Here is a 26,087-nt window from a genome sequence, read left to right on the forward strand (position 1 = left end):
ACTGCTCACCACTCACCACTCACTACTCACCATTCACTATTTTCACCATTTTTAATTATCTTGCATATCTGTAATAAGCATTGCATGCGCCCTCATCACTTACCATACAGCTTCCGTAAGGGGTTGAAGGAGTACAGGCCTTGCCGAAAAGTTTACAGTCGGTCGGTTTTGCAAGACCTCTTAAAATTTTTCCACAGATACATAATTTATGGTCGTCAATAGGTTCATTTGGCAATACATTCGCATATATTTTTTCAGCATCAAACTCGGCATATTCATCTTTTAATTTAAGGGCGGAAAAAGGTATGTCTCCAAGCCCCCTCCATCTAAAAGTTTCCCTCACTTCCATAAACTCATCAATCATTTTTTGAGCCAGCACATTTCCATCCCAGGTAGTCGCTCTTTTATACTGATTTTCAACACGGGGTTTTTTTTCAAGTTTTTGTTTTAACAGCATTAAAATACTTTCCATTACATCAACCGGTTCAAACCCGGCAACAACAACAGGTGTATTATATTCATCCACTAAAAACTGATAACTTTTAGTCCCTATTATAACACTTACGTGACTGGGACCGATAAAAGCGTTAATTCTTGCTTCCCCGCTGTCCATAATGACCCTCATCGGAGGCGGAACCAAAACATGATTTATATGATAATAAATATTTTTAACTCCCTCATCAAAAGCTCTTTTCATAAGTGCGGCGGTCATAGGTGTTGTTGTCTCAAATCCTATTGCAAAAAAAACAACCTTTTTATCAGGATTTTCTTTTGCAATATTTAAAACATCAAAAGTGGAATGGAGTGCTCTTATATCATAACCCTCCGCCCTTGTTTTTGCAAGACTTGATTTGCTTCCCGGAACCCTTATCATATCCCCGAGAGTTGCAAGTATAACGTCCGGCTGTTTTGCCAAGGTGATTGCATGGTCTATTCTTTCTTTTGGCATTACACATACGGGGCATCCGGGACCGTGGATAAATTCTATATTTTCAGGCAAAAGCTGTTTTATTCCGTATTTCATGATGGTATGAGTATGTCCTCCGCAAATTTCCATAACCCTCATAGGCTCGTCAAGATCTTTGGCAAGCCTGTGGATTTCTTTACTTAAAGCTTTTATGGTGTTTGGGTCTCTGAATTTAAAATATAAATCTTTTAAACTGAGTTCACTCATTCTCAGCCTCCTCCGGTTTATATAAAAGCGGGCCTTCTTCTTTTACCAAATCTTCAGGTGCAATCGGATTTTCATCCCCCATCGAAGCTTCAGCCAGCTGTTTATACACTTCAATACTTTCAAGTGCAAATTTTTCATCAATTTTACTCATAGCATATCCGACATGAATTAATACATAGTCGCCCGGTTTTACCTCTTCCTGGATTAAATCAAGGCTTACTTTTCTTTTAACCCCCAATGTATCAACCTCAGCCATATTTTTTTCATCAACTTTTAAAACTTTACTCGGTATTGCCAAACACATATTTACTCCTCATTTTATATTTTTCTCATATTCAACATTCATAATTTAACATTCATAATTTACTTAAGTGCTCTTTTCTCTTTTCACTGATCCAGTTTATTATTTCATCAAGACCTTCACCTGTTTTATTGTTTAGCAGAACTACAGGCACTCCCGGTTTTAGTTTATCGGCGGCAACTTTTGCCTTCTCAATATCAAAATCAAAAAAATCAAGCATATCGCATTTTGTAATTACTACAATATCGGCCCTTCTGAACATAACAGGGTATTTTTCAATTTTATCGTCACCTTCCGGAACGCTGACAAACACCATATTATAATGTGCTCCCACATCATAACTCGCCGGACAGACCAAATTCCCCACATTTTCAATAAAAGCGATTTCTGTATCTTCATATGGAAAATGGGGCATAGCGTTTTTTACCATACCCGCGTCCAAATGGCAGGCTCTTCCTGTTTGTAATTGGAACGACCAGATACCTTTGTTTCTTATTCTGTCGGCATCCCTGCTTGTTTCCAAATCCCCTTCAATTACGGCAAATTTAAAAGGAAGTTTATCGGAAAGATTTTCAAGTGTCGTTGTTTTACCGCTTCCCGGGGAACTCATCATATTAAAACATGTAATTTTATGTTCATTGAATTTTTCCCTGATTTCATCAGCCATTGCATTATTTTTACTTAAAATTTTTTCTATAACTTTAACTTTATGATTCAACTGAGGATTGTTTTTAATATCTTCATTTATTAATTCCTCTTTATGATCATGCCTGTGTTCATGATGATGTTCATGCTCATGATTATGTTCATGCTCATGTGTTCCGCATCCGCATTCTGTACACATATTTACTCCTTTATAAATGATAATTCATTTTATTTTGTTGTATTATATCTTATATTTATTAAAAAAAAGTAAAAATAAACTTTTCTTATACAAAAAAAAGACTAAAAATGTAAATGATAATGAGAATGTGCAAAATTTTTGTGTTTATGTTTATGTTTGTGAATAAGATTGGCTTTTAATAAAACATCCAAATCTTTCATAAGTTCTTCCATATCTCCGTCATAAATAATTTTATGTTCCTCATTCATAACCACGGCCCTCTCGGTTGTTTCATAAGCCACACTCAAATCATGAGTAGCCAAAACAACGGTTTTATCAATTTCAAGCAAAAAATCTATAAACCAGCCTGTTGTTTTTGGATCCATGGCTGTTGTCGGCTCGTCCAAAAGTAAAATTTCAGGTTCGTAAGCTAAAATAGAAGCCAACATTACTTTTTGTTTTTCACCTCCGCTTAAATTAATCGGGGGTTTTTTAAGATATTTTTCTATTCCAAATTCTTTTGAAATATTAAACACCCTCTCTTCAATATCTTCAAATCCAAATTCTTTGAGTGAAAATGAAATTTCGTCAAATACAGTAGGGTTAAAAATCATCGAATCCGGATTTTGAAAAAGTATACCTATTTTTTTTCTTAATTGTTTGGATAATTTTTTATTTACTTTCTTACCTTCAAAAAAATAGTTTCCTTTTTTGGGGAAATAAAGAGCAGCCAAAATTCTAAGAAGTGTGGATTTGCCGCTTCCGTTGCATCCAAGTAAAGAAATTTTTTCATTTTTTTTAATTTTTAAATTTATATTATCAAGTACTTTTTCATCATAAAAAAATTCCACATTTTCAAGTTCAATAATATTTTCCATTTTACATTCTCCGTTATCCATTATCAAAAAATCCCCTTGCTTTCATAGCCAGCGTCCTTTCATTTGCATCATGTAATGCTTTATTTAAAAAAAATTCAAATGTTCTTGTTATAAATTTCGGATCTTTGTCTGTGAGTTTTAAAACCCTGCTTTTAAATGCCAATTTAAAATCTTCGAATGTTTTTTTATAAGAAAAAATCTGAGAGAGTGTAATTGTCGTTAAATATCCCAAATCTTTTGAAAAAGCCATAAACTGTACGGGAGAAATTATAGCAAAAAACCAGAAGACAAAATATGTAAGGGAATAAACTTTAAGATTGATATACAAAATATAGTGCCATGGAGAAAGATGTTTAATAAAAGCCATTATAATATAACCCAAACTGACACCTAAATTAAAAACAATAATTGATTTTATCACTCTTATATTAAGTTTTAAAATTTTTTTGAAAGAAACAATCCATAAGAACAGTATACCAACTGATATAAATTCAATATGCTTTAAACTAAGTAAAAGAAAAAAAGTCAGAATAAAAAATATTCTAACTATGAGTATTTTTTTTGGCAAAAAATTTTCCTATCAAATATAAGATTATAAAAACTACTGCGCTTCCAACTACCGCACTGACATAATATCCCAAAACATCATTTGTCCCCGGAAGAGAATAATCCGGAAGCAGAGGATGGGCCAACTGTGGAAAATTAGCCAGTCCTTTTGGAATAAATCCTAATACTTTTTGATAATAATCATTGTCCCATTCTCCAAAAGCGGGTGCACTTGTTAATAAGCCAACTGGAACAGCCGCAATCATAATAACCATTATAATCAAAGCAGTTTTAACTTTCTTATTCATGCCGCAACCTCCTGAGAATTTTTTTCTCTTCTTTTAAGAAAACTGTATACTATTTGAGTAAATACACCGTCAACTACACCGAAAACTCCCAAATGCGCAGCCATCATTGCAGGAATTGAAACACTAAGTCCAAATGGGAAATATAATGGATGTCCATTAGCAGTATGCCAGAAAATTGGCTGAATCCCAAGTATTATTGAATCTGACAAAGCAGCAACGTTAATTGATATATATCCAGCTAAAAACGGAGCAAATCTAGTTTTATCTTTTAACCATTGAAAAACATAATAACCAACAAATGCGGCAATAAAAGCCATATCAAACGAATTTACGGCCCAGGTGCTTATTCCCCCGTCCCCAAACACTACCGCCTGAGTCAACAAAACAAACGATACAGAAATAAAGGCAATCCACGGGTCAAACATAATGGCAATCAGGGCCGTTCCTATTGCGTGGCCGCTTGTTCCCCCCGGCACAGGAACATTAAACATCATAATTAAAAAGCTTAAAGCGCTTAATGTTCCAAGCAGAGGAAGAGTTTTTTCATCCAGTCTTTCTTTTAATTTTTTAAATCCGTATGCCCACAAAGGCACCATTACCGCATAACTCACAGCAACAGTTGTTGGTGAAAGATAACCATCAGGTATATGCATTTTAATCTCCTTTTAATTTTTTACAGTGAATTATAACTCATTATCTTAAAAAAAACTTAAATTATATTGGTTCTTGTATTGTTTCAGAACTAAAATTTATAAGCAATTTGTGCTTTTATGGCATTTGAATCTTCATCATTATTATCTGAGTTATATTTATCCAGACAAATTTCTGTGCTCATTGCTTTTGAAACATCATAATCTATATATAAATCAATTTCATTTGCTTTTTTATTTTGAAAATCAATATGGCCATAATTTGCTGATAAAGATAATTTGTCATTAACAGGGACTGAAATATTGGAATAAATTGTTTTTGCATCCTTATCAAAAATATGATTTCCCTCTTCTAATGGATTCATATTGTCATATACGTTTCTGTCTATTTTCATAGAGCCAAGTCCGCCTTTTTTATCAGTTTTTATAAACCCTATATTTAAAGCAGCAACTTCAAAATCAACCCCGCCTTCAATATTAAAATAACTTCCGTTTGGTTTGTTTGTCATTTCGTTACTTTTGGAAAATACTAATTTGCCACTGTAAATATCTTTATTGGCATTTAAAGTAACGCCATACCAGTTAGCCAATGTAGGAGCATTGTAAAAATAAACATTTGTATTTAAAAAATCCTGTTTACATTCTACATCCAATAAATTCAACCCTTTTCCGTTATTTAAAGTGCTAAATGCTTTCAGTTCCTCATGATTGTTTGCCCTGCCGTGTCTGAATTCATGCAATATTGTATACTGAAAATTATCAATATTTCCGCTTAGTTTCAATTCTTCCTGAAACCCGTGTATCCATTGGTAAGTTTCTTTGTTTCTACCTGCTATAAATTTAAAATTTTTACCGTAATATGTAATATTTGCGGTATGAAGAATAGCTTTTGTAGAATTGTCAAAATCTCCGTCATGCAATTCGTTTATTTTGTCATTTGCCCTGAAACCTAAATTAATATTAAAATTATCAAATTTTGCGCTTCTATACATAAAACCAACTGAATACATACTGTAACCGCTGTCTTGCGCATTTTTATTATGATATCTTTCAAAATGCAAAGCAAAATCACCTTTAAACTTCCCGTTTTTAAGCGCATTATCAAATTCATTAGCGCATAATAATGTAGATAAAATCAGTGAACATGTTAAAATTTTTTTCACTAATACTCCTTTCATATTTGTAATATAAATACAAAATGAATTATAACTCACGTACTTAAGAGAAACTTAAATCACAATCATTCTTGTATATTTTTAAGACTGAATTTAATAAATAATCACAGGATAATCTTTATAAAAACAGATATCAATATTAATTTCATAAATATCTTTTAAAATATTTTTATTAATTTCATTCTTTTTACACTGATATTTAATTATTCCGTTTTTCATAAATATCAGCTTATCCGAATATTTCAAAGAAAGATTTATATCATGTATAATAATTATAGTTATTAATTCTTTTTCTTTTGTAATTTTTTTTATAAAATTAAGAATTTCCAACTGATTTTTTAAATCAAGATTATTTGTGGGCTCGTCAAGCAATAATATTTTGCTCTCCTGTACAATAGCTCTCGCTATTGCAATTTTTTGAAATTCCCCTCCGCTTATTTCATTTATCTGTTTATTTTTTAATTCATTTAAATTCAGTTTTTCTATTATTTCATTTACTTTATCAATATCTTCTTTTTTGGGAAAGAACTTAAAATAAGGCTTTCTTCCAAGCATTAAATAATCATATGTATTCAAATCGGTAATATCGTTTTTTTGTGATACATAACCGATTGTTTTGGCAAACTCGTTTATTTTTAATTTGTTTAAGTTTTTCTCATTTAAATAAACAGTGCCTTTTAAAGGTTTTAATATTTTTGCTATATTTTTAAGCAATGTGGATTTCCCTGCTCCGTTCTTTCCTGAAATAGAAACAATTTCCCCTTTTTTAGCCTCAAAAGTAATATCTTGTAATATTTTTGAACTTTTATAAGAAAATTCAAGATTATTTATTTTTAATTTCATTTTAACCCCTGTGAAGTTTAAAGAGCAAATATAAAAACATAGGGGCACCTATAAAAGAAGTAAAAATTCCCACCGGAATAATCACAGGAGAAAGAACTGTTCTTGAAACATCATCCGCAATAAGCAATAAAACAGCACCTATAACGGCACTCAAAGGAAAAATATATTTAAAATTCGAATTATTTAATATTATTTTTGAAATATGGGGAGCTATTAAACCTATAAAACCTATAATTCCAAAATATGCCACACATATTGAAGTCAAGATTGTTACCAAAATTAAAGAAACAAACAATATTTTATTTTTATTAACCCCTATATTTTCTGATTCTTTTATATTAAGAGCATTAAAATCCCACGATTTTAAATAAAAAAATATAAAAAAAATTAAAAACACAGTTCCTAAAACAATTAATTCTTGAAAATTAGCTCTTCCCAAATCCCCGAAACTCCAGTTAATTATTGCAGAAAGCTGGGTTTCATCGGAAAAATACTGCAAAAACATACTACCTGAAGAAAAAAGGGCACTAAAGGCAACACCGGCCAAAATAAGCGATTCGGCTGCAAAATTTTTCATTATTCCAAAAAGCAGTATAAAAACCATAACACTCAGTGCGCCCAAAAAAGCACTTTCAATTAAAAACATATTATTAAAGAAAACAACCGCTATACTAACCCCAAACAGCGCCCCGTGGGAAATACCCAAAGTAAACGGAGACGCCAAAGGGTTTTTTAAAACTGTTTGCATAACAGTACCGGCAATTCCCAAACTTGCACCGCAAAGCAAGGCACTTAAAATTCTCGGAAGTCTTATATTAAAAAGGATAAAATGATTTTGATTATTTAAGAATAAATCTTTTAAAGATATACTGAAATCTCCTATTTTCAGGGATATAAAAGCTATCCCCAATAAAAGGAGAAAAAAGAAAAAAATTTTACTTTTCATTCATCTCCAATTTTTTAAATCCGCCAAAAAATTTAGCCATTTGTTTGTAGCACGCTTTTCCAAGTAAAAATTTATATAATTCGTCTGCTTTTTTTACAGGATTTACATCTTTAAATTTATCCGGAAATACGACTTTTCCTATATAATAAGTATCTGCATATGCAGTTGCTATGTTTGTCATATATAAATTATACGGAAGTATGCCATAAACCTCGTTATTTTTTACAGCCTTTAAATTTTTAAAATTACTCATTTCTTTTTTTACAATTTTAAAACCTGATTCGTCTAAGAATATAATATCCGGATTTGCTTTATATAAAGCCTCTTTAGAAATAAAAACCTGAGATTTTGCATTGGATTTAATTACATTATTTATTCCGATTAACTCAAAAGGAGGAAATTTTGGCATTGTAGAGGTTATACCGTGAATTCCTTTAAATGCAACAGCTCCGATATAAATTTTTTTATCTGTTTTTGACGCCCTTTTTCTCAAATCTTTGTCTGTTTCAGTTAAAAATTCTTTTAACTTCTCGGCTCTTTTTTCATTATGAATAATTTTTCCGATAAGATTTAAAGAATAAAACAGTTTATCATTTGCGAATGTTCCTATTTTTCCGTAACTTAATACAACTACCGGAATATTTGTTTTGTTTTGAATGTTATCAGCCTGAGAAGCGTTAATATATCCTGCAAAAATAACATCGGGTTTTAAAGCAATAATTTTTTCCAAATCAGGATTAGGATTTGGCCCGCCCATTCCGATTACCGGAAGTTTTAAAAGATTAGGATGTGTTAACATATAAGGTTTTTTAGAATAAAAAGGAGATTTTTCTTTTTTTTCAATACCAACAACTTTATCTCCGCCCTGCATATAAACAACCAGTCTCAAAGCACCGGGGCCTATGGCAATAACCCTTTTCACATTATCTGAAACGTTTACAACCCTACCCAGTGAATCTTTAACACTCAAAGCAAAAACTGATACAAAACAAACAGCAATTAATAAAATTTTTTTTAACATAACAAATCCTTTAAATAAATTGAACCAAAAAAAAGGAGGAATTTTCTAAGATGGTCAAAGAAATTATATAATACAAACTTAAAAATTACTTAAAAAAACTTTTTTCTTGTATAATTATAGAACAGATTTTTAAAAAGAAGAAAAAGAAGGAACTTTCTAAAAGGTTCAAGTGAATTATAATTCATTTTTATTAAATAAGAGTTAAAAGGTCTAAAAAATGAGCTGCATCTATTGTAATCATTATATTTTATACAAATTAAAAAACGGATATTACAAATGCGCAAAATGCAAAAGAAAATTTTCACCGAAAAAAATTGAGCGGAAAGCAAAAATATTAAAAGGATTTTTAGATGAATTAAATCCCACGGAAATTGCTGAAAAATATAATATTTCATACGCAACGGTGGTAAAAGAAATACAAAACATAAGAAAAATAGTTGTAAATATTTGTGAAGAGGAATTTTTAAAAAAGCAGGATTTAAAAGAGTTTAATGAATATTTATATATACCCAAAACAAACAGAAAAAATAAAAATTCCATTTATAAAGCGCAAAATTTTTTAACTATCGATTATGGAGGGAAAATATACAATATACTGCTAAGCGATATGCAAAAATACAAAAATTTAAGTTATGAGGAAATTAAATCTCTTCTAAGGCAATCGCAGTTGATTAAAATACAAAAACAGATTTTAATATATCAGTTTTGGGAATATTTTGAAACATTTATTACCAAATATAAAGGTATCAAGGAAAAAAATTTTATATATTATTTAAAAGAAGCCGAATTCAGATTTAACAATTTTAAACTAAGCGTAAGTGAACTCGTAAATTATGAGATTCATCTATAAATTCCAAACTCCGTATGCTGCCTGCCCAACGCTGATACCCCCGTCGTTAACGGGAATTTTCTGATTAAAATAAAAACCATCTACTAAAGATAACATGGTTTTATTTTGAAAAACACCGCCTGTCAATAATACAGGCAGATTATAATTTTTTGAAATCTTTTTTATTAAATTGGCAAGGGAGTTTAAAAAAACAGAAGAGATTAATTCAAAATTTCCCCTGTTTTTTGCCACAAATTCAATTAAAGGATAAAAATTTATTTTTTTATTGATTTTTAAATCAATATATTCTTTTATTAAAGGATTGTAATATTTTTCAATCAGCATTCCGGAAAACCCCTCATATTCATTTCTTTCTATCATTCCGCCTAAAAATGCGACCATATCAAATATTCTTCCTACAGATGAAGTTAGAGGAAAATTTCCGTTTTTTAAGGAAGAGGCCAATTTATAATTTGAATATTTTTTTCCAATTTCATCATTTAAAAGACTGACCGCCATATTAGCAGGATATTTAACAGCTTTTTCTCCCCCTATTAATTTAAAATATTTAAAATGATGTACTCTTTCAAAATTTTTTCTGTTTGCTATAAAAACTTCACCTCCCCAAATAGCCCCGTCGTCTCCGTATCCGGTCCCGTCCCATGCAAACACCAAAGCTTCATTTAAATCAAATTCAAAAAGCCCGCTTAATGCATGTGCGAAGTGATGTTGAATTTGAATAATTTCTTTTTTTTGATTTTTTGCCCATTTTGTAGATTCATAATACGGATGTTTATCACAGATTATAATATCTTCTTTAAAATCATAAAGTCTTCTAAAAGTCTCAATTGTCCTTTCAAAATACTCAATACTGTCAATTGTGCCTAAATCCCCAATATGAGGCGATAGTATCATTTTATTATTAAAGGCAAGGGTTATAGTATTTTTCTGATTAGCTCCAACTGCAAGTATATTTGGTTTTATATTTTGTTTAATACTAAATGATTTTGGAGCATATCCACGTGAGAGTCTCATAGTGATAAACTTATTTTTAACACTTTGTACAACCGAATCATCGCATGCGTTTACAATATCCCTGTTATAATCAAGTATATAATCTACAACATTTCCAAGTTTTTTAATTAACTCATCACTATCTCTTATAATTGGATCGTTGCTTATATTTGCACTTGTTGCCACAATTGGAAAATCAATAAAATCAAAAAGTAAAAAATGCACGGGGGTATAAGGCAAAAACACACCGTATTTACCGATATCCGGGGCAATACCGGTTAGCTCTTTTTTCTTTTTTACAATTACTATAGGTTTTTCTTTTGAAATAATTAATTTTTCATCATTTTCATTTATTTCACAGTATTTTTTTATACATTCAATATTCTTAAACATAATGGCAAAAGGTTTGGAAGGTCTTCTTTTTCTTTCTCTCAATTCCAAAACCGCTTTTTCGTTTGTCGCATCACATACTAAATGAAAACCTCCAAGTCCTTTTATTGCAACAATTTTCCCTTCTTTTATTTTTTTAGCAATAAACTCGATTTTTTCTATTTCTTTATTAAACTCAATTTCTCTATATTTTTCATTTTTAACTTTACACTTTACACTTAATTTTGGTCCGCAGTCATAACAGCTTATCGGCTGGGCATGATATCTTCTGTCCATCGGATTTGTATATTCCCTGTAACATTTTTCACACATTTTAAATTTTTTCATGGAAGTGTTTTTTCTGTCATAAGGAATATTTTCTATAATCGTATATCTAGGACCGCAGTTTGTGCAGTTAATAAACGGATACAAAAACCTTCTGTTGTTTTTATCATACATTTCTTTCAAACACTCGTCACATACACAGATGTCCGGAGATATGGATGTGGTTTTTGTTGTTTCTTTTGATTCTTTTATTATAAAATTTTTATATCCTTGAATGGGTAAAATTTCTTTTTGAATAGAATCAATTCTTGCAAGAGGAGGTAGATTTTTTTGCAGGGTATCTATAAATTTATCTTTGTTATTACCCTCTATTTCAATAACAACACCGTCAGAACTGTTTAAAACATATCCTCTGAGATTTAATTTTTTAGCAATTTTATATACTGTGGGTCTAAACCCTACACCCTGTACTATTCCGTTTATTTTATATCTTATTCTCATAAAATACCTTATTTAAAGAAGAAAAAAGGAGAAAAAATGAAAAAAGCGACTTACAAATAAAATTATACAAAAATGTTATTAAACTATCGTTAAGATTTTGAATTAATAACTGCATTTCCGTATGCTTCTATTGCACCGCTCATAGGAAGCGCTTTTGGCACAAAAACAGGATAGTTTTTAGAAATATAAGTATAAATTTTATTTAAAAATTCACCTTCAAACATGTCACCCGCCAAAACAGCTCCGCTTAGTACCATTTCTTTATTTAGAGTTTCATAAATATTATTCAAAAATTCCGCAAAACTCTCAACCACACCATAACTTAACAAGTAATCGTCAACACCGGCAAGCCTGAAGCTCATAGCGGTTCTGATTGCCCAGAGAGGATTTAAATTCCTCTCATCCATTTTATAATCAATTCTTGGACCTTTTTTAGTCATAGCAGAACTTGAAAATTCCATTATTTTTTCGGCAGCTTCGTCAATATTATCACTAAATCCCAAAACTATACCTATAAGGCCCCACAAATAATAAACCCCTTTTTTATCGGTGTTTAAATTTGCTTTCATTGCATTTAAAAACAAATCATTTCTTTTTTCCGAAAAATTCTTTACAAGTTTTTTGCCTGTATCGTTCATTGCGGCAATTGATGCAAAAATTTCTTCAAAAGAATTAAATTTAAACTCAAACGAAATATATTCAACAAGTCCGAATTTTGGAGAATTTAATAAAATTTTACTTTCATCGCTTTTATACAAAATATATCCAAGCGTAATTTTATCTTCTAAATTCCACATATCTACAACACCGTAAAAACCGGCAAGATATTTAGGATTTTCTTTTGCCTTAATTTCCGGAAAATTTACTTTTAAATCTAAAACAGTTTTTTCTTCTGTGGAATAAGCGGCATATTTATCATTAATTCCTGCAGAATTACCAAGTGATTTTTCAAATTTGGGAATCAACCCCCTGTCCCCTCTTACAGGGATAATTACATGCTCTTTTGTATCTGTTACAACAGCCAATATTTCTTCATCTTTTTTAACATCAAAATTAAAAAATTCAGCTTCCTTCACAGCTTTTAATCCTATAAGTTTAATATCGTTTTTAATTTCTTCGCATAAAAGTTCAAGTATCATATCATCAGGCAGTTTTACATAATATGCAGGAGTTGAAAGTCCAAACGTTTTTTTAAAATCTATATTGGTTTTTAATTTAATAAAAGGCTTTTCAATACTTGCCAAAGCCTTCGCATCTCCATCAAAGCTCATAAAATAATTTGCAACAGCACTTAAATCAACCGCCAATATTGCATCAACATTTTCTAAATTTGTTGTTAATTTATATTTACCGTTAAACGTACCAACAGAAACTTCACCGTCTTTTTTCAGTTTCTCGGCAATTTCTTCAAAATATTTTTTTCTTTCGTTTTTATCATTTAATTTTTCATTATCAATTTTCAATTCTTCATTTAACTGATATCCGCATATTTCACAATGATGCATTGGATTATAATAATTTTTATTATTTACATCTTTTACCTCACTTAAACATCTCGGGCACGGAGGCAGGTTTCTTTTGGGAAATTCATTTGGTAAAAATTCACTAAATTCTTCTGTAACTTCCGCATTTAAAGAATTTAAAAAAATAGACATAGGAAGTTCATGGGCTAATTTTGAGGAATATTGCTCAATTTCTTTTTCACTACCTTTTACATATACATATAAATATTCATTTTCTTTTTTAATACCGATTGATAAATTTATCTCTTTTGCAACTCTTATAAAAAATCTCTCCAGCAAATCTCCACTCTGTTTTAAAATAAATTTTATAATCATATTTCATATCCTTTTAAAGCTTCCTCTGGCACTCCCTTTTTAAAAGATTCTTTTGCAATTTCTGTAAGTTTAATATTAGGATTTTTAATTTTTGCCTCAATTCCTAATTTATTGAGTTCAGTAATTAAAATCTTTTCCATTAATTTTGCGGCTTCCTGAACCTCGGGGGTTATACTAAAAGTGGTATCTTCACCGATTACATAAGGCACAACACCTATTATCTTTGTTTCAGGCAAATCACCCATTATATCAATCATTTGAAGGGTTTGAAGCATTTCAACCTCATGTGCGCTTCCCTGCCAGCTTACACATTCAGGAACAGCTCTGAAATCAAAGAAATAAACATCTCCTATTTTTGCCTCGTCAACATCCACACAGTCAAATACAAAAACCCTGTCATATTCAACAATTATAGGAATAAGCCTTTGTGCCAACGTTCCTCCGTCAATTATATCAATTTCATGAGGACCAATAAAATCATATTTTTCATCAATATAATTTGTAAGATGGACTCCGATTCCCTCATCACCGAATAATATATTACCTATTCCCAAAATTAATATTTTCATTTATTGCCTTTTGATTTTTAATATAGTAGGTAGAAAACAGGGCTCTGTTCACTACTTACTATATAAAAGAGAAAAAGAAGGTTATTCTTCTTCTTTTTCCCATTTCATACCTGAGAATATTGCATCCATTGAACCGTTTTTATTAAATACACCGTTAAATACTGCCATATAAATATGAATAGCTACAATAATAATAATTCCCCACATAAATATATGATGCCAAAGTCTTACATAAGCAAGTCCTCCAACTAATGTTTCAATCCATTTTGCAAATGGATACAACATTGCACCAAGTCCTTGATGATAAACTTCTGCATATAAAGCAAGCCCTGTAATTATAATACCGTAAAAAAACAGATAAAGTGCAAAATATGCCCAAAATTGCAATGGATTATAAACACCTTTTGTATGTGGATGTTTAGAAACCAATAAATAATATCCGACTTGTTGGAGAGCCACTTTTATATTAAACGCATCTTTTAATGAAGCTCTTTCATATTTTCCCTCTCTAAAAAAGAAGAAATAAAAAGTTTTATACAAAACTGCGCCAGTCATTGCAAAACCGAAAATAATATGTAATTCCCTAAAATATCCCTGTGTAAACCTGGTAGGATCTACTGAAGCATCAGCATAAGTTATATATGGATTAGCAATATAAAACCCGGTTGCAATAAGAACAAAAATAGAGATGGCTCTAATCCAGTGTTGCCATCTATAACCGGCGGAAAACTCTATTCCGCCTAAATAATTTCCCATTACTTTTAAAAATTTCATTTGTGCCTCCTTAGCATGCACCGTATTGCGGGTCTACTTTAAATTCACCTAATTTTTTACCTTTTACATCCATTACATGAACTGCACATGCAATACATGGGTCATAGCTGTGAATACTTCTTATGACTTCCAAAGGTTTGCTTGGATCAGCCAATTTCATACCAATTAAGTTTGCTTCGTAAGCGCCTTTTTTACCGTTTCCGTCTACAGGACCAGCATTCCAGGTTGATGGAACAACTGCCTGCCAGTTTTCGATTTTTCCGTCTTTAATTCTACACCAGTGACTTAACATTCCTCTTGGAACATCCCCGATGTATCTTCCTTTATATTTTTTATTAGTATCAATTTTATATGGTGTGATTGTTGATTTGTCAGATTTTAAATTTTCAACCAAATTATTAAATGCCGCAATTCCATAATCTGCAATAACTTTAGTCTGTAACATTCTTGCCGCTGTTCTTCCAAGAACAGTAAACAATGCTTTAGCAGGAAGTCCTGTTTGAGCTAAGAATTCATCTACTACTTTTTTAACCCTTGGATTTCCTTTTGCATAATTAACCACCATACATGCGAGAGGTCCCACTTCCATAGGTTCTCTGTTATATCTTGGAGATTTAACCCATGAATATTTTCCTTGTGGATTAACAACTTTTACATTAACTTCATTACCTTTACCGTCAACGGATTTACCGTCAACATATCCGGTATAATTAGGAACAGTTTCTCCGTTATATGGTTGTAAAAATCCTGTATCTTTATACCAGCTGTGAGTTACGTCTTCTGCTATTTTACTTTCGTCAATTTCATAAAATTTACTTAAATCATGGTTTTTAATATATCCGCTTGCATCAAACAGCCATTCATTTGCACCCACCTGATGTTCTCTGTATGTCAAAAAATTACCAAGATTAGTAGGTTGAACAACACTCGGTTCATTTCCAAAAGCAGCAGCGGCCATTACTATATCTGCATAATATGCCCTGTTTGCATAATCAGCCAAATCTTGGAATTTTTGCAAATATTCTCCAAGTCTGCTCGGATTTTCCAAATCCATAGCACATGTAACACCGCCGACTGTTAAACTTTGCGGATGTGGATTTTTACCGCCGAAAATTGCCATTGCCTGAGCTGCAATTCTTTGAATTTCAAGTGTTTTTAAATAATGGCTAAGTGCAATTAAATTTTGCTCAGGTGTAAACTTCATTGTAGGATGACCCCAATATCCGTTTTTAAATGGGCCCAAATCACCCCTCTCAGCAAATTTTTCTACTCTTTTTTGAACTTCTGCTAATTCATCAGCACCGGTAGCAATTGGCTCATATCCTTTTGGAACATATTTAAACGCTTCTTCACTTGCTTTTTTAGGATCTGCTTTAAGTGCACTTATAATATCCACCCAGTCAAGCCCGTGCAATTGATAGAAATGAACCATGTGGTCATGGAAAAAAAGTGCTATATTCATCAATTCTCTTGTAAGTTTTGCATTTAGAGGAGGTTCTATCCCCAACGCATCTTCTACAGCCATAATTCCGGCTTTATAATGAGAATATGTACAAACACCGCATATTCTTTGTGTCATAAATCCTGCATCTCTTGGATCTCTTCCTTTTAAAATAACTTCTATTCCCCTCCAAAGTGTTGCAGAAGAATAAGCATCTTTAATTACATTGTTATCATCCAATACTACTTCTACCCTTAAATGCCCTTCAATTCTTGTAATCGGGTCTATTACTACTCTTTTTGCCATTCTCTACTCCTTAGGATTTTTAATTGCACTAAGTGCTGCGTGAGCTACAATTGCGACACCTGCCACTACTAAAATAGTTGCACCGATTTTATCTGCTGTAGCATCTACTGTAGCTGAAGCAAATTTATGATTTGCAAGCGGTTCTTCATATGGAGCCATAGAATCCCAGAAATCTGGTTCAGAACATCCTATACAACCGTGCCCCGCCTGAACCGGCCAAGATGTATGTTGGTTAAATCTCTCACGAGAACAGTTATTAAATGTATAAGGTCCTTTACAACCTACTTTATATAAACAAAATCCGTTTTCTGCACCGTGATCACCGAACTCTTCAACAAATTCACCGGCATCAAAATGCCCTCTTCTTTCACATAAATCGTGAATTCTGAGTCCGTATGCAAATTTTGGTCTGTTGAAATTATCAACTGCCGGAAGCGCTCCGAATAATATTACATATAATATAGTTCCAACAATATTATTTGCACTTGGAGGACATCCAGGCACATTAATTACAGGTTTGTTGATTACCTGATAAACACCTTTTGCCCCTGTTGGATTCGGAGCGGCAGCCTGAATACCGCCAAAACTGCTACAAGTACCGACACTGATAATTGCAGCCGCTTTATCGGCAGTTCTTTTTAATTTTTCAAGCCCGGTTTCTGCAAATGGACCTATTGTTAAATCTTCTCCACCGCCTTTTGTAGGCACTCCGCCTTCAACGCATAATACAAATCTACCTGCAAATTTTTTCATAGCTTCTTCAAAATTTTCTTCTGCCTGCCATCCGGCTGCAGCCATGATTGTATCATGATATTCTAAATTTATATAATTAAAGATCAAATTATCAATTGTAGGTGAATCAGTTCTGATTAAACTTTCACTACATCCTGTACATTCAGCCAAATGAAGCCAAACAACAGGCAATCTGTCGCTAACTTCCGCCGCTTCGGCAATTAACGGAGAAAATTTTGTCGGAAGACCGAGCATTACAGCCATTGCTGCAGACCATTTTAGAAAATCCCTTCTTGTAAATCCATGTTCTTCCAAAACCTCAGCTACACTTTTTTGTCCAATTCCTGGAAGTTTTTTGAGAGTTGCTAATCTCTCTTTAATTTTTTGGATAGTTGCTTCATTCATTTTATCCCTCCAATTTTTTTGTTCAACATTATTATATACTAAATAAATGTTCATTTTCAATAGTTATAAGCAAAATTTATCAAATTTTATTAAAATTTTATTAATTTAATGGCTTACACATACGGCACAAATATCAAAACATTTAAATATGGAGTCAATATATTCTTTTTTTTCATTTATCATTGCAGACTGGGCGGCGGATAATTTATTTTTATCCTTTGAAGAGGAAAGGTTAAACTGTGTGGGAACTATAATATTGTAATAAGCGATTTTTCCGTTTTTTATTTCTATCTCATGAATCAGGCTTCCTCTGGGCGCTTCGACAGCGGCAATCCCTTTTGAATTACTCATTCCACATTTTATATATGAAGGCTCGCATATATCTATTTCTTTTATTTTATTAATTAAATATTCTAAAATGAGTAAACCTTCATATACCCTTGTAAGAATTCTCGTAAATATACTGTTTTTGTAATTATTATAAATTTTTCTTATATTTTCATTGTTTATATTTCTTGCAAGAGGACCTACTTCCACAAACTCCCCGTTATATAAAACATTTTTGCTTAAAGACGAATTTTCAACTTCTTTAACCAAATTGACATCACCGTTTTTTTTAAAAAAAAGATTATCTCCCAAAACCAAAAACCTGTTAATACTTTTACCAATATCTTTAGGCAGATTTTCAAAAAAAAGCTCAATATCCTCTGAATTTAAGTTCAAATCCATAATTTTCTCTTGATATTTTTCATAAATTTTATTTAATAAATCTTTTAATTTTATTATTTCCAAATTTGTGGGGTCTGAGGTAACACCTCCGGGAACCATATAGGAATTATGTGGATACTGCCCCGCAATAAGAGCTATTGCCTTTGAAATCAACGCGGCAAATTCGCCTGCTTTAAAAATATATTTTTTATCTTTTATCTGTGTTGGGAAAAGTGTAATATAAAACCATTTGATATGATTTTCCACAATTTCAAGCCCAACAGTAATATCTCTTAAAATTTCAGCTTTCTTTGAAACTTTTGCATTTACAGCATTCTCAATTGCTTTTACGGTGGCAAACAGATGGGAATGGCCGCAAATCCCACAAATTCTCGGGTTAATAACCAAAGCATCCATTACGGGCCTGTTTATTAAATAACTTTCAACACTCCTGTATTGCCAAAATTCTATTTCAACAAAATCCACTTTTTCTTCACCGTAAATTTTTAAGCTTGCTTCACCTTCTATTTTGTTAACAATTTTTTTTGTTATTTTCATTCTCACATCCGTCTATTAATTTTTTTGAAAGTCTTTCGTTTTTTAAACTTTTAGCCATTCCGCTGATAGTAAGATATGCCCTTTTACTGACTCCAAGAGGAATTTTTGCAGGAATTCCCATAAAAGTTTCTGTCTTAAAAAGCCCTGTTTTTGGAAAACTGTTTTCTGTACAGCCAAAACATGGAGTTCCGGCTCTCGGTTTTGAATTTACTTCATTCCATAAAATTTTATTACAGTTACTGTGTGTATACGGCCCCTGACATCCCTGTTCGTAAAAAAGACACCCTTCTTTTGTTCCGAAAGCATCAGCATCTATTTTCCATTCAAAATATTCATTCCTGCTGCATCCGCTATGGGAAGTGTATGAGAAAATTTCTTTTGGCCTGTTTTCTTCATCCAATAAAATTTTTTTATTTTCATACAGCATATTCAACACATAAGCAAGCCATTCGTAATGAGCGGGGCATCCGGGAATATTTATTATTTTGTCTCTGCATTTATAAAAAGCCCCTTTTTGTTCTTTATTAAACATCAGGCCTTCCCCAAATACTCCGCCGTATACGGCACAGGTTCCGAGTGCAATTATTTTGTCTGCTTTAAAAAAGAGTTTTCTTATTAAATCTTTAAGATTAAACCCGAGTCTTGAAAAATTATTTTTTAAAGCACCTTCTACAATTAATATGTCACTTTTTTGTAATTCAAACGGAGGAGAATCAAAAACAGGATGGTATAAAAAATCAAATTTTTTATAAATTTCATTTAAAAACGGATAATTTATAAAAGAATGTGTACAGCCGTTACACCCTACAGCGTCTATCCATATTATTTTAAGCTTTGAGCGCATTGTAAATATTCTCACTTACACTTTCAACATATTCTTTTAAAGGTTTGGGTAAAATTCTTTCTTTGCTTAAAAACACAAGACCGCCTAAATATCCCATAAAAAGACCGAATGCTGAGAAAAAATCCTGGTTTTTAAGTTCTTTTTTTCTTACACCCTCTTCTAAAAATATCATAATTTCCGTTACAAATGCACTAACACAAAGCATTCCTTCACACCCGTTTGCAAATATTTCTTTATTGGAAAGATAAACCCTCATAAAATAATCCACTAATTCCGGCTCACTTTCGGCCATGTCAAAATATAACTCGGTAATTTTTTTTATTTTTTCTTTGCCTGGAATATCCATTTCGTTAATTTCTTTTAATTTTTCTCCGAATCTGTTTGAGGTGTAAATAAGAAGCTCTTTTGCCAGCGATTCTTTAGAGGGAAAATAATTATACATATTCCCCACGCTCATCCCCATCTCTTTTGCAATATCTGCAATAGTTGTATTATAAAAACCGTGTTCAGCAAAAAGTTTTAAAGCTGTTTTCATTATTTGAGTTTTTTTAGTCTCTTTTGCCACTTTTTAGCCTTTTTTTATAATTATAATATAATTTCACAAAAAAGGTAAAAAAATGCACGAATATTCAATTGTAGATTCTCTTTTACAGCTTGCGGATGAACATGCAAGAAAAAACAATGCAAAAAAAGTTACAAAACTGGAAATAAAAATCGGAATACTCAGCGGAGTTGAACCGGATTTATTACAAACGGCATTTGAAACCTTTAAAGAAGGAACTATCTGTGAAGAAGCTGAATTTATAATGAAAATACAGCCTGTTGTTGTACGCTGCAAGAATTGTGGATATAAAACAGAGCTTAAAAAAGACGAATACCGCTGTCCAAAATGCAACAGTGGAAATCTGGAAATAATAGACGGGGAAGATATGTATTTAATGAGCCTTGAACTTGAAACAGATTAAATTTTCTCTTTTATTTCCTTAATAATTTCAAGCTGTTTTTGGGCAATAAAATGTGATAATTTTTCTTCTGCTTTCTTTTTATCTTCAAATTCCAAATATAATATAAATCCGTCAACAATTCTTTTTACAAATGTAATTTTAGATTTTAAATCAAATTTTTCATTTAAATCAAATTCGATATTTATTTCCATATCCTTTTCATAATCATATATAAAAGTAGTCTGAATTGTGGCATTTATTAATGAAATTTCTTTTATTATTGCTGGAATTTTTATATTATCCCATGTTAAAAAACTTTTTAACGGAGGGTTTAATTCTAAAGATATTAACTTTTTTTTATAAAAAACAACATCAAAATTTGTCAAAAATATAGTATTGTTTTCAATATCAAAATCTTTTACAACACCCCTTATTAAAATATTTTCAAATTCTATATCTATAAAATTTCCAATTTCAACTATTTTTATTATTTTTTCAGAGGTTTTAATTTCAATATTATTTTTTTCATAATCAATTTTATTAATTAAAGCTTTATCATTAATTGATAATTTATTATAATACGCACTTATTGTTAATTTTTCTTTTACGGCGATAGAATTAAAAAATTTTCTTAAAATTTTATCTCTCTTTTCTTCAAAATAAATATATTCACTGTCATCTTCTATTTCATTAATATCTGTTTTTGCCAAAATATCCTCAATCCTCTGCATAATTTTTAAATAATTATCTTTTTCTCTTTTTTTTATTATTACAATTTTTTCTTTAAAAGAAATAAGTTCATTTTCATAAAAAAATTTATTGTTTTTTAAAATATTTTCTGCTAAATTTTTAATCTTTTCAAAATTATTTTCTTCAATAATCAAATAAAACTTATTTCCGTCCACCCTTGCGGCAAAAAAATTAAGTTCCTGTAAAAATTTTGCAAATTCTTTAATAGCAAAATCAACTTTCGACCTTCCGTAAATATAATTTAATAAGAGTAAATTTTCAAGTTCAACACAAACAATAAAAAATTTTTTATTCAAAGATATATATTCTTCTACTTTATTTTTAAATAATGTATCAGTATACAAATTGGTAAGAGCATCATAAAAATTATTTTCTTTAACTTTTTCAATGATTACAGGATAAAGTGAACCGGTTATTATATTCTCATCAATAATCTTTAAAACCAGATGAAAATCTTTATTATTTACTTTTATAATACATTCTAATATTTTATTATCTATTAATGCCTTAAACCACTCTTTTTTATCTTTTTTGAATAAATCCTCAAAACAATTAGCTTGGTCTATTTTCGCAAATAAATCATTTCCAAAAATCTTTTTAAACAGTTTATTTGAATATGTAATTTCAAAATCAACTATTTCAAAAATTGCAAATGTTTGATTATCTAATAACTGTTCATAAAAATTTGTTTTTCTTTTATATAATTCTTCGTAATATTCCAAAATTATTTTTGTAGGATAATCCAAAAGTTCCCTAAACCACAGATCTTTAACTGCCAATACATTAAGTACTGCATTTTTAAATTTTGAACACAAAAACATAATATCTTTTAATGTAAGCTTGTCTTTGGTTATTTCCATCAACCGGTGTAAATAAGAGCATTTTCTTACATCATTTTCTATTAAATCTATAAAATTGTTTACAAAACCTAATGCGAATCCTTTTTTAAATTTTGTTAAACTTAAATTGTTTTTATCAAAAAATTCTTTTACTTCTTTATCCTCAAGCCACAATTTAATTATTTCTTTTTTTGAATGTTTTAATTTTAATGCTATTTTTTTTCTAAGTTCCATATTATATCACCTCTCTTGGCTCTTCAATATAATATCCCTGAAAACCGTCTATTCCGAGTTCTACCAATACATCATAAACTTCCTTATTGTGTACAAACTCGGCTATAGTTTTTATGCCGAGGTCGTGTGCGAAATAATTCACATGTTTTACAATAGTATAGTATCTTTTGTTTTTATTAATCGTTTTTATCAAACTTCCGTCTATTTTTATGTAATCTGGATGAATATCTGCTAAATAACTAAAATTACTGTAACCTGTGCCAAAATCATCAATTGCTGTTTTAATACCATACGGTTTCATCTCTTTTATAAATTTGATAACTTCTTTGAAATCTTCCATTGCCTCTGTTTCAAGAAGTTCTATTATTACCCTGCCTTGCAGGTTATATTTTTCAATATGTTCTTTTAAATACCGTTTAATTTTATCGTTATGTAAATCTTTGTATGAAAAATTAATTGAAAAATCTTCTCTTCTGTTTTTAAAAACTTCGCAGCTTTTTCTTATCATTGTTTTAGTTATTTCAAAATATAATGCGGTATTTTTAACATTATCCAAAAAGAAAAACGGACTTATTAACCTATCTTTTTCTTTTATTCTAACCAGACATTCATAACTGATTTTATCAGGTTTAATTATTTTTTGAAATACTGGTATTATCCTGTCTTCAGTTAAAGCTTTTTTAACCATTTCTATTGATTCAAATTTTTTAATTACTTTTTCTTCAATATCCATTTTTTCATTATAAAAAACTATATTTAAATCATTTTTTTTAGCATATAATAAAGCTAAATGAAGTTTTTTAATTATATTTTCTTTGTTGCCATCCTTAATTATTGCCATAATTAATTCTATATTAATGGGGATTTCCTCATTTTTATATTTAATATCAATTATTTTATATTTAAAATAAGAAAATATTTTCTCAACCAATTCTTTACATAAAATCTCCCCAAAATTTAATACTATAAATTCGTCCGCGCTGTATCTGTATAATTTACAATTATCAGGCAGCAAATTTTTTAAATTTTTAGCTAAATTTTTTAATACCATATCACCAAATTCTATTGAATAATAATTGTTTATCAAAGAAAAATTTTTAATATCTACAATCATTGAACCTTTTGGATTTAGCTTCTTTAAATCTTTTTCAAGTTTAAGCTTGTTTGGAAGGGATGTTAATTCATCAAAATATGTTTTATATTCTATATTTTTTAATAATTTTGATTTTTCTTTTAAAAGTTTTATTATTTTAACTGCTAAATTTCTAAATTCTTCAAAATAGATTTTATTTTTATATATTTTTTCTTTTTTTACAAATTTTTCAAAAACAGTTAAATCATTTTTCAATTTATTTTCAATATTTTTCAATAAAACATAAAAGAGAGCTGTTAATAATAAAATTAATAATAAAAACAGAACCATTGAATCTAAAAACTCATTTAAATAATAATTTTTTATTTCATTTTTTATTTTATTAATATCATTTAAAAATATCCCGGAGCCTATAAAATAGGGAGAATGTTTAATATGCCTTACATAAGAAATTTTTAATTCTTTTTTGCCTGTTTTTGGATTTATCCATTCATAAACAATAAAATGCTCTTTTGAATGGGAAGCTTTTATCAGCATCTCTTTTAATTTTCTTAATTTTTCATTATTTGATTTTAAAAGATTAATTCCCAAAAGTTTACTGTCTGGATAAACTAAAATCCCTCCTTTTTCACTGTCTATAAAAATATATTTGTCCAAATGATGTTTATTGTAATTTTCTATGATTTTCTTAAAAGCTTCTATTTTATGTTTTTTAGGGGCATTTACATTATTTAAAATATATTCAAACTGTTCGGCAAATAAATCTACTTTTTCTTTTAATTTACTTTTTTCGATTTGAATATATTTCTTTGTCTCTTTACTGACTTCCTCTTTGTATATATTAAATTGCTGAAAAATATTAACTATTAAAAAAACAAAAATAGTTACAAAAAAAATTCCATATGTCACTATTTTAAATTGTTTTGACAGTTTCATAAAAAACCTTTTTTCAGTAATATTAGCAAAAAAACTTTTTTTTACTAAGAGTGATTATTCATTTATTTAAAAATAAAATAAATCTAAATTTAATTAATCAAAATAATTCTTATTAAAATATTTTCCTAAATCAATCCCGTAAATTTTTTTATTTTTATACATTTTTTCAAGTTCTGTTATTGCAATTTCAAGCTCATGAGATTTTATACCATAATGAATACTCATATAACTTTCCACAAAAGCTCCGAAATGATCGGCCGCTTTAATAAAATTTCCGTCCACTGAATTTGCAATATTTTTAATTTCTTCAATATTTTCAACAATTTTATAACACCCATTTTTAATAATTTTATTTTTAAATTCATCTTTTAAATAGATATTCATTATTTTTTGCATATTTTTTGGAAGAAGCGGCAAAATTTTCTCATCTATTAAAAAATGCTCATAACTTTTAAGTATTTCATCAAGCCCTTTTACCTTGTGTTTAACAGGGGCAATAATATCTCTCGTAAGGGCTTCCGGCAGGTCATGAAAAAGGGCTGTAAAGAAATTGTTAATTATCTTTTCTTTAATAAGCCCGGCCTCTTTTGATAGAAAATATGTAACAACTGCCACAAAAAGCATATGCCCAAGAACTGAAGTTTCAGGAACCCTCGGAGTATTTGCCCATCTTTTTTGAAATCTCATATTTCCGCATAAAGAGATAAAATCATAACTTTTTCTTTTAAGACTAAGTATCCTCACACCCTCTAAGTCATAAAAATCCTCAAGTTCGTTTTCTATATTGTTTTTAATCTCATCCATTCCATATATAAAAGGGGCTGTGTTGTAAATAATGTCAAATTCCCATTTTGTGGCAATAAAACTTGAGGCTGAGTGAAGTCTGTTTTCTATTGAATCATCTTTTTTTAAAATTTTTATATATTCTATCAGTTCATCACTGATTTTTCCCCTAAGCTGATTTATTACAAACTCGTCAAGTTCTTTTCCTCTTTTTTTTCTTAAAAAATGATAAACGGGAGACTTTAAATCGGTAAGAACCGCCCTGTATAAAAGATTGGCAATTCCTAAATTTATAAATTTGTAATAATCTATATCTTTTTCAAAAAAACTGATTAAATAAGCTATTATAAATTTGTGTGCCTGTTTGTCAAGTTCAATAAATTTGACAGGACGTGGCAGGTCGTTCCATCTTTCAATTGTAAATGCGGTAAAAATAAGTCTAATAATTTCGGCATTCATTTTATGCCTTTATATCAAGCAGACTTTTAAACATTTCATCCTCTGTTTTTATGGGTTTACTTTGGGCTTCAAAAGCTTTTGCATTTACATTTTCTTCTATTAAATTTTTGGCTAAATCTTTATTTTTGGCAATATTTTCAGCATTTTTATTAAATTTATCTGCATAATAATTCATGGCACTTATATTTGCATTTATTCTCATAATATTCCT

General features: G+C 30.1%; 26 protein-coding genes. 2 read left to right on the forward strand and 24 right to left on the reverse strand.

The features are described from left to right. Positions 1–55: 55 nt before the first annotated feature. The 11 genes from hypD to DZ65_RS0100560 all read right to left on the reverse strand — a co-directional run bounded on the left by hypD (position 56) and on the right by DZ65_RS0100560 (position 8,665). The gene (gene hypD / locus DZ65_RS0100510; protein WP_024786758.1) at positions 56–1,174 is read right to left on the reverse strand and encodes a hydrogenase formation protein HypD; all 1,119 of its coding nucleotides are present in this window, start codon (positions 1,172–1,174) and stop codon (positions 56–58) included. Further along, positions 1,167–1,478, reverse strand: coding sequence for a HypC/HybG/HupF family hydrogenase formation chaperone (locus tag DZ65_RS0100515; RefSeq protein ID WP_024786759.1), 312 nt, complete (start codon positions 1,476–1,478; stop codon positions 1,167–1,169). Before DZ65_RS0100515 ends, hypD begins: the two co-directional genes overlap by 8 nt. A 52-nt stretch (positions 1,479–1,530) precedes the next feature. Next, entirely contained in the window at positions 1,531–2,319 is a 789-nt protein-coding gene (gene hypB / locus DZ65_RS0100520; RefSeq protein ID WP_024786760.1) for a hydrogenase nickel incorporation protein HypB, read from the reverse strand. Between the two features lie 101 nt (positions 2,320–2,420). Next, complete coding sequence (locus tag DZ65_RS0100525) at positions 2,421–3,197, reverse strand: energy-coupling factor ABC transporter ATP-binding protein (RefSeq protein ID WP_236617324.1); 777 nt, start codon at positions 3,195–3,197, stop codon at positions 2,421–2,423. Further along, complete coding sequence (locus DZ65_RS0100530) at positions 3,190–3,558, reverse strand: energy-coupling factor transporter transmembrane protein EcfT (protein WP_236617325.1); 369 nt, start codon at positions 3,556–3,558, stop codon at positions 3,190–3,192. Before DZ65_RS0100530 ends, DZ65_RS0100525 begins: the two co-directional genes overlap by 8 nt. A 160-nt stretch (positions 3,559–3,718) precedes the next feature. Next, positions 3,719–4,030, reverse strand: a complete 312-nt coding sequence (locus DZ65_RS0100535) for a PDGLE domain-containing protein (RefSeq protein ID WP_024786763.1) — start codon at positions 4,028–4,030, stop codon at positions 3,719–3,721. Then, complete coding sequence (gene cbiM, locus DZ65_RS0100540; RefSeq protein WP_024786764.1) at positions 4,027–4,683, reverse strand: cobalt transporter CbiM; 657 nt, start codon at positions 4,681–4,683, stop codon at positions 4,027–4,029. Before cbiM ends, DZ65_RS0100535 begins: the two co-directional genes overlap by 4 nt. A gap of 89 nt (positions 4,684–4,772) precedes the next feature. After that, positions 4,773–5,843 (reverse strand): Opr family porin, encoded by a 1,071-nt coding sequence (locus tag DZ65_RS0100545; RefSeq protein ID WP_024791099.1) that lies wholly within the window; start codon positions 5,841–5,843, stop codon positions 4,773–4,775. Between the two features lie 105 nt (positions 5,844–5,948). Next, complete coding sequence (locus DZ65_RS0100550) at positions 5,949–6,698, reverse strand: ABC transporter ATP-binding protein (protein ID WP_024790484.1); 750 nt, start codon at positions 6,696–6,698, stop codon at positions 5,949–5,951. A 1-nt stretch (position 6,699) separates the two neighbouring features. Then, entirely contained in the window at positions 6,700–7,644 is a 945-nt protein-coding gene (locus DZ65_RS09645; protein ID WP_035002992.1) for an iron ABC transporter permease, read from the reverse strand. After that, on the reverse strand, positions 7,634–8,665 hold the full coding sequence (locus DZ65_RS0100560) for an iron ABC transporter substrate-binding protein (protein ID WP_024786767.1): 1,032 nt from the start codon (positions 8,663–8,665) through the stop codon (positions 7,634–7,636). Before DZ65_RS0100560 ends, DZ65_RS09645 begins: the two co-directional genes overlap by 11 nt. Positions 8,666–8,882: 217 nt before the next feature. Between DZ65_RS0100560 and DZ65_RS0100565 the strand changes: the two genes are divergently transcribed. Then, positions 8,883–9,515 (forward strand): helix-turn-helix domain-containing protein, encoded by a 633-nt coding sequence (locus tag DZ65_RS0100565; protein ID WP_024789017.1) that lies wholly within the window; start codon positions 8,883–8,885, stop codon positions 9,513–9,515. Here DZ65_RS0100565 and hypF read toward each other — a convergent pair. The 9 genes from hypF to DZ65_RS09650 all read right to left on the reverse strand — a co-directional run bounded on the left by hypF (position 9,510) and on the right by DZ65_RS09650 (position 20,373). After that, positions 9,510–11,663, reverse strand: a complete 2,154-nt coding sequence (hypF, locus tag DZ65_RS0100570; RefSeq protein WP_024786768.1) for a carbamoyltransferase HypF — start codon at positions 11,661–11,663, stop codon at positions 9,510–9,512. The two genes, DZ65_RS0100565 and hypF, sit on opposite strands and share 6 nt — an antisense overlap. 89 nt (positions 11,664–11,752) lie before the next feature. After that, positions 11,753–13,501, reverse strand: a complete 1,749-nt coding sequence (locus DZ65_RS0100575) for a hypothetical protein (protein WP_024790485.1) — start codon at positions 13,499–13,501, stop codon at positions 11,753–11,755. Further along, the gene (locus DZ65_RS0100580; RefSeq protein WP_024786769.1) at positions 13,498–14,070 is read right to left on the reverse strand and encodes a HyaD/HybD family hydrogenase maturation endopeptidase; all 573 of its coding nucleotides are present in this window, start codon (positions 14,068–14,070) and stop codon (positions 13,498–13,500) included. Before DZ65_RS0100580 ends, DZ65_RS0100575 begins: the two co-directional genes overlap by 4 nt. 81 nt (positions 14,071–14,151) lie before the next feature. Further along, positions 14,152–14,844: a Ni/Fe-hydrogenase, b-type cytochrome subunit gene (cybH, locus tag DZ65_RS0100585; RefSeq protein ID WP_024786770.1), complete on the reverse strand. Its 693-nt coding sequence runs from the start codon at positions 14,842–14,844 to the stop codon at positions 14,152–14,154. Between the two features lie 10 nt (positions 14,845–14,854). Further along, the gene (locus DZ65_RS0100590) at positions 14,855–16,591 is read right to left on the reverse strand and encodes a nickel-dependent hydrogenase large subunit (protein ID WP_024786771.1); all 1,737 of its coding nucleotides are present in this window, start codon (positions 16,589–16,591) and stop codon (positions 14,855–14,857) included. Positions 16,592–16,594: 3 nt separating this feature from the next. Continuing rightward, positions 16,595–17,728, reverse strand: a complete 1,134-nt coding sequence (locus tag DZ65_RS0100595) for a hydrogenase small subunit (protein WP_024786772.1) — start codon at positions 17,726–17,728, stop codon at positions 16,595–16,597. 105 nt (positions 17,729–17,833) lie between these two features. Next, entirely contained in the window at positions 17,834–18,994 is a 1,161-nt protein-coding gene (locus DZ65_RS0100600; RefSeq protein WP_024790486.1) for a nickel-dependent hydrogenase large subunit, read from the reverse strand. Continuing rightward, on the reverse strand, positions 18,969–19,853 hold the full coding sequence (locus DZ65_RS0100605) for a hydrogenase (RefSeq protein ID WP_236617326.1): 885 nt from the start codon (positions 19,851–19,853) through the stop codon (positions 18,969–18,971). Before DZ65_RS0100605 ends, DZ65_RS0100600 begins: the two co-directional genes overlap by 26 nt. Further along, complete coding sequence (locus DZ65_RS09650; RefSeq protein WP_051428229.1) at positions 19,822–20,373, reverse strand: TetR/AcrR family transcriptional regulator; 552 nt, start codon at positions 20,371–20,373, stop codon at positions 19,822–19,824. Before DZ65_RS09650 ends, DZ65_RS0100605 begins: the two co-directional genes overlap by 32 nt. Before the next feature lie 82 nt (positions 20,374–20,455). Between DZ65_RS09650 and hypA the strand changes: the two genes are divergently transcribed. Next, the gene (gene hypA / locus DZ65_RS0100615; RefSeq protein ID WP_024786775.1) at positions 20,456–20,803 is read left to right on the forward strand and encodes a hydrogenase/urease nickel incorporation protein HypA; all 348 of its coding nucleotides are present in this window, start codon (positions 20,456–20,458) and stop codon (positions 20,801–20,803) included. Here hypA and DZ65_RS0100620 read toward each other — a convergent pair. The 4 genes from DZ65_RS0100620 to DZ65_RS0100635 form a co-directional block, all read right to left on the reverse strand. Then, entirely contained in the window at positions 20,800–22,605 is a 1,806-nt protein-coding gene (locus DZ65_RS0100620) for a diguanylate cyclase domain-containing protein (RefSeq protein ID WP_024791100.1), read from the reverse strand. The genes hypA and DZ65_RS0100620 overlap by 4 nt on opposite strands. A 1-nt stretch (position 22,606) precedes the next feature. Next, positions 22,607–24,634, reverse strand: coding sequence for an EAL domain-containing protein (locus tag DZ65_RS0100625; protein ID WP_024791101.1), 2,028 nt, complete (start codon positions 24,632–24,634; stop codon positions 22,607–22,609). Between the two features lie 93 nt (positions 24,635–24,727). After that, on the reverse strand, positions 24,728–25,876 hold the full coding sequence (locus DZ65_RS0100630; protein WP_024786779.1) for an HD domain-containing protein: 1,149 nt from the start codon (positions 25,874–25,876) through the stop codon (positions 24,728–24,730). 1 nt (position 25,877) lies between these two features. Then, a complete protein-coding gene (locus tag DZ65_RS0100635; protein ID WP_024786780.1) occupies positions 25,878–26,078 on the reverse strand; it encodes a hypothetical protein in 201 nt (66 codons plus the stop codon). Between the last annotated feature and the right edge of the window lie 9 nt (positions 26,079–26,087).

Source organism: Lebetimonas sp. JS032 (assembly GCF_000523315.1).
Lineage (GTDB): Bacteria > Campylobacterota > Campylobacteria > Campylobacterales > Nautiliaceae > Lebetimonas.

Bases quoted from the DNA above. Each gene is read 5' to 3' on its own strand.
- DZ65_RS0100575 (WP_024790485.1), bottom strand. From the start codon at position 13,501: ATGATTATAAAATTTATTTTAAAACAGAGTGGAGATTTGCTGGAGAGA.
- hypD (WP_024786758.1), bottom strand. From the start codon at position 1,174: ATGAGTGAACTCAGTTTAAAAGATTTATATTTTAAATTCAGAGACCCA.
- hypA (WP_024786775.1), top strand. From the start codon at position 20,456: ATGCACGAATATTCAATTGTAGATTCTCTTTTACAGCTTGCGGATGAA.
- DZ65_RS0100590 (WP_024786771.1), bottom strand. From the start codon at position 16,591: ATGGCAAAAAGAGTAGTAATAGACCCGATTACAAGAATTGAAGGGCAT.
- DZ65_RS09645 (WP_035002992.1), bottom strand. From the start codon at position 7,644: ATGAAAAGTAAAATTTTTTTCTTTTTTCTCCTTTTATTGGGGATAGCT.
- DZ65_RS0100535 (WP_024786763.1), bottom strand. From the start codon at position 4,030: ATGAATAAGAAAGTTAAAACTGCTTTGATTATAATGGTTATTATGATT.
- DZ65_RS0100625 (WP_024791101.1), bottom strand. From the start codon at position 24,634: ATGAAACTGTCAAAACAATTTAAAATAGTGACATATGGAATTTTTTTT.
- cybH (WP_024786770.1), bottom strand. From the start codon at position 14,844: ATGAAATTTTTAAAAGTAATGGGAAATTATTTAGGCGGAATAGAGTTT.
- DZ65_RS0100515 (WP_024786759.1), bottom strand. From the start codon at position 1,478: ATGTGTTTGGCAATACCGAGTAAAGTTTTAAAAGTTGATGAAAAAAAT.
- DZ65_RS0100635 (WP_024786780.1), bottom strand. From the start codon at position 26,078: ATGAGAATAAATGCAAATATAAGTGCCATGAATTATTATGCAGATAAA.
- DZ65_RS09650 (WP_051428229.1), bottom strand. From the start codon at position 20,373: ATGAAAACAGCTTTAAAACTTTTTGCTGAACACGGTTTTTATAATACA.
- DZ65_RS0100525 (WP_236617324.1), bottom strand. From the start codon at position 3,197: ATGGATAACGGAGAATGTAAAATGGAAAATATTATTGAACTTGAAAAT.
- DZ65_RS0100600 (WP_024790486.1), bottom strand. From the start codon at position 18,994: ATGAAAATAACAAAAAAAATTGTTAACAAAATAGAAGGTGAAGCAAGC.
- DZ65_RS0100550 (WP_024790484.1), bottom strand. From the start codon at position 6,698: ATGAAATTAAAAATAAATAATCTTGAATTTTCTTATAAAAGTTCAAAA.
- DZ65_RS0100560 (WP_024786767.1), bottom strand. From the start codon at position 8,665: ATGTTAAAAAAAATTTTATTAATTGCTGTTTGTTTTGTATCAGTTTTT.
- hypB (WP_024786760.1), bottom strand. From the start codon at position 2,319: ATGTGTACAGAATGCGGATGCGGAACACATGAGCATGAACATAATCAT.
- DZ65_RS0100580 (WP_024786769.1), bottom strand. From the start codon at position 14,070: ATGAAAATATTAATTTTGGGAATAGGTAATATATTATTCGGTGATGAG.
- DZ65_RS0100565 (WP_024789017.1), top strand. From the start codon at position 8,883: ATGAGCTGCATCTATTGTAATCATTATATTTTATACAAATTAAAAAAC.
- DZ65_RS0100595 (WP_024786772.1), bottom strand. From the start codon at position 17,728: ATGAATGAAGCAACTATCCAAAAAATTAAAGAGAGATTAGCAACTCTC.
- DZ65_RS0100620 (WP_024791100.1), bottom strand. From the start codon at position 22,605: ATGGAACTTAGAAAAAAAATAGCATTAAAATTAAAACATTCAAAAAAA.
- hypF (WP_024786768.1), bottom strand. From the start codon at position 11,663: ATGAGAATAAGATATAAAATAAACGGAATAGTACAGGGTGTAGGGTTT.
- cbiM (WP_024786764.1), bottom strand. From the start codon at position 4,683: ATGCATATACCTGATGGTTATCTTTCACCAACAACTGTTGCTGTGAGT.
- DZ65_RS0100630 (WP_024786779.1), bottom strand. From the start codon at position 25,876: ATGAATGCCGAAATTATTAGACTTATTTTTACCGCATTTACAATTGAA.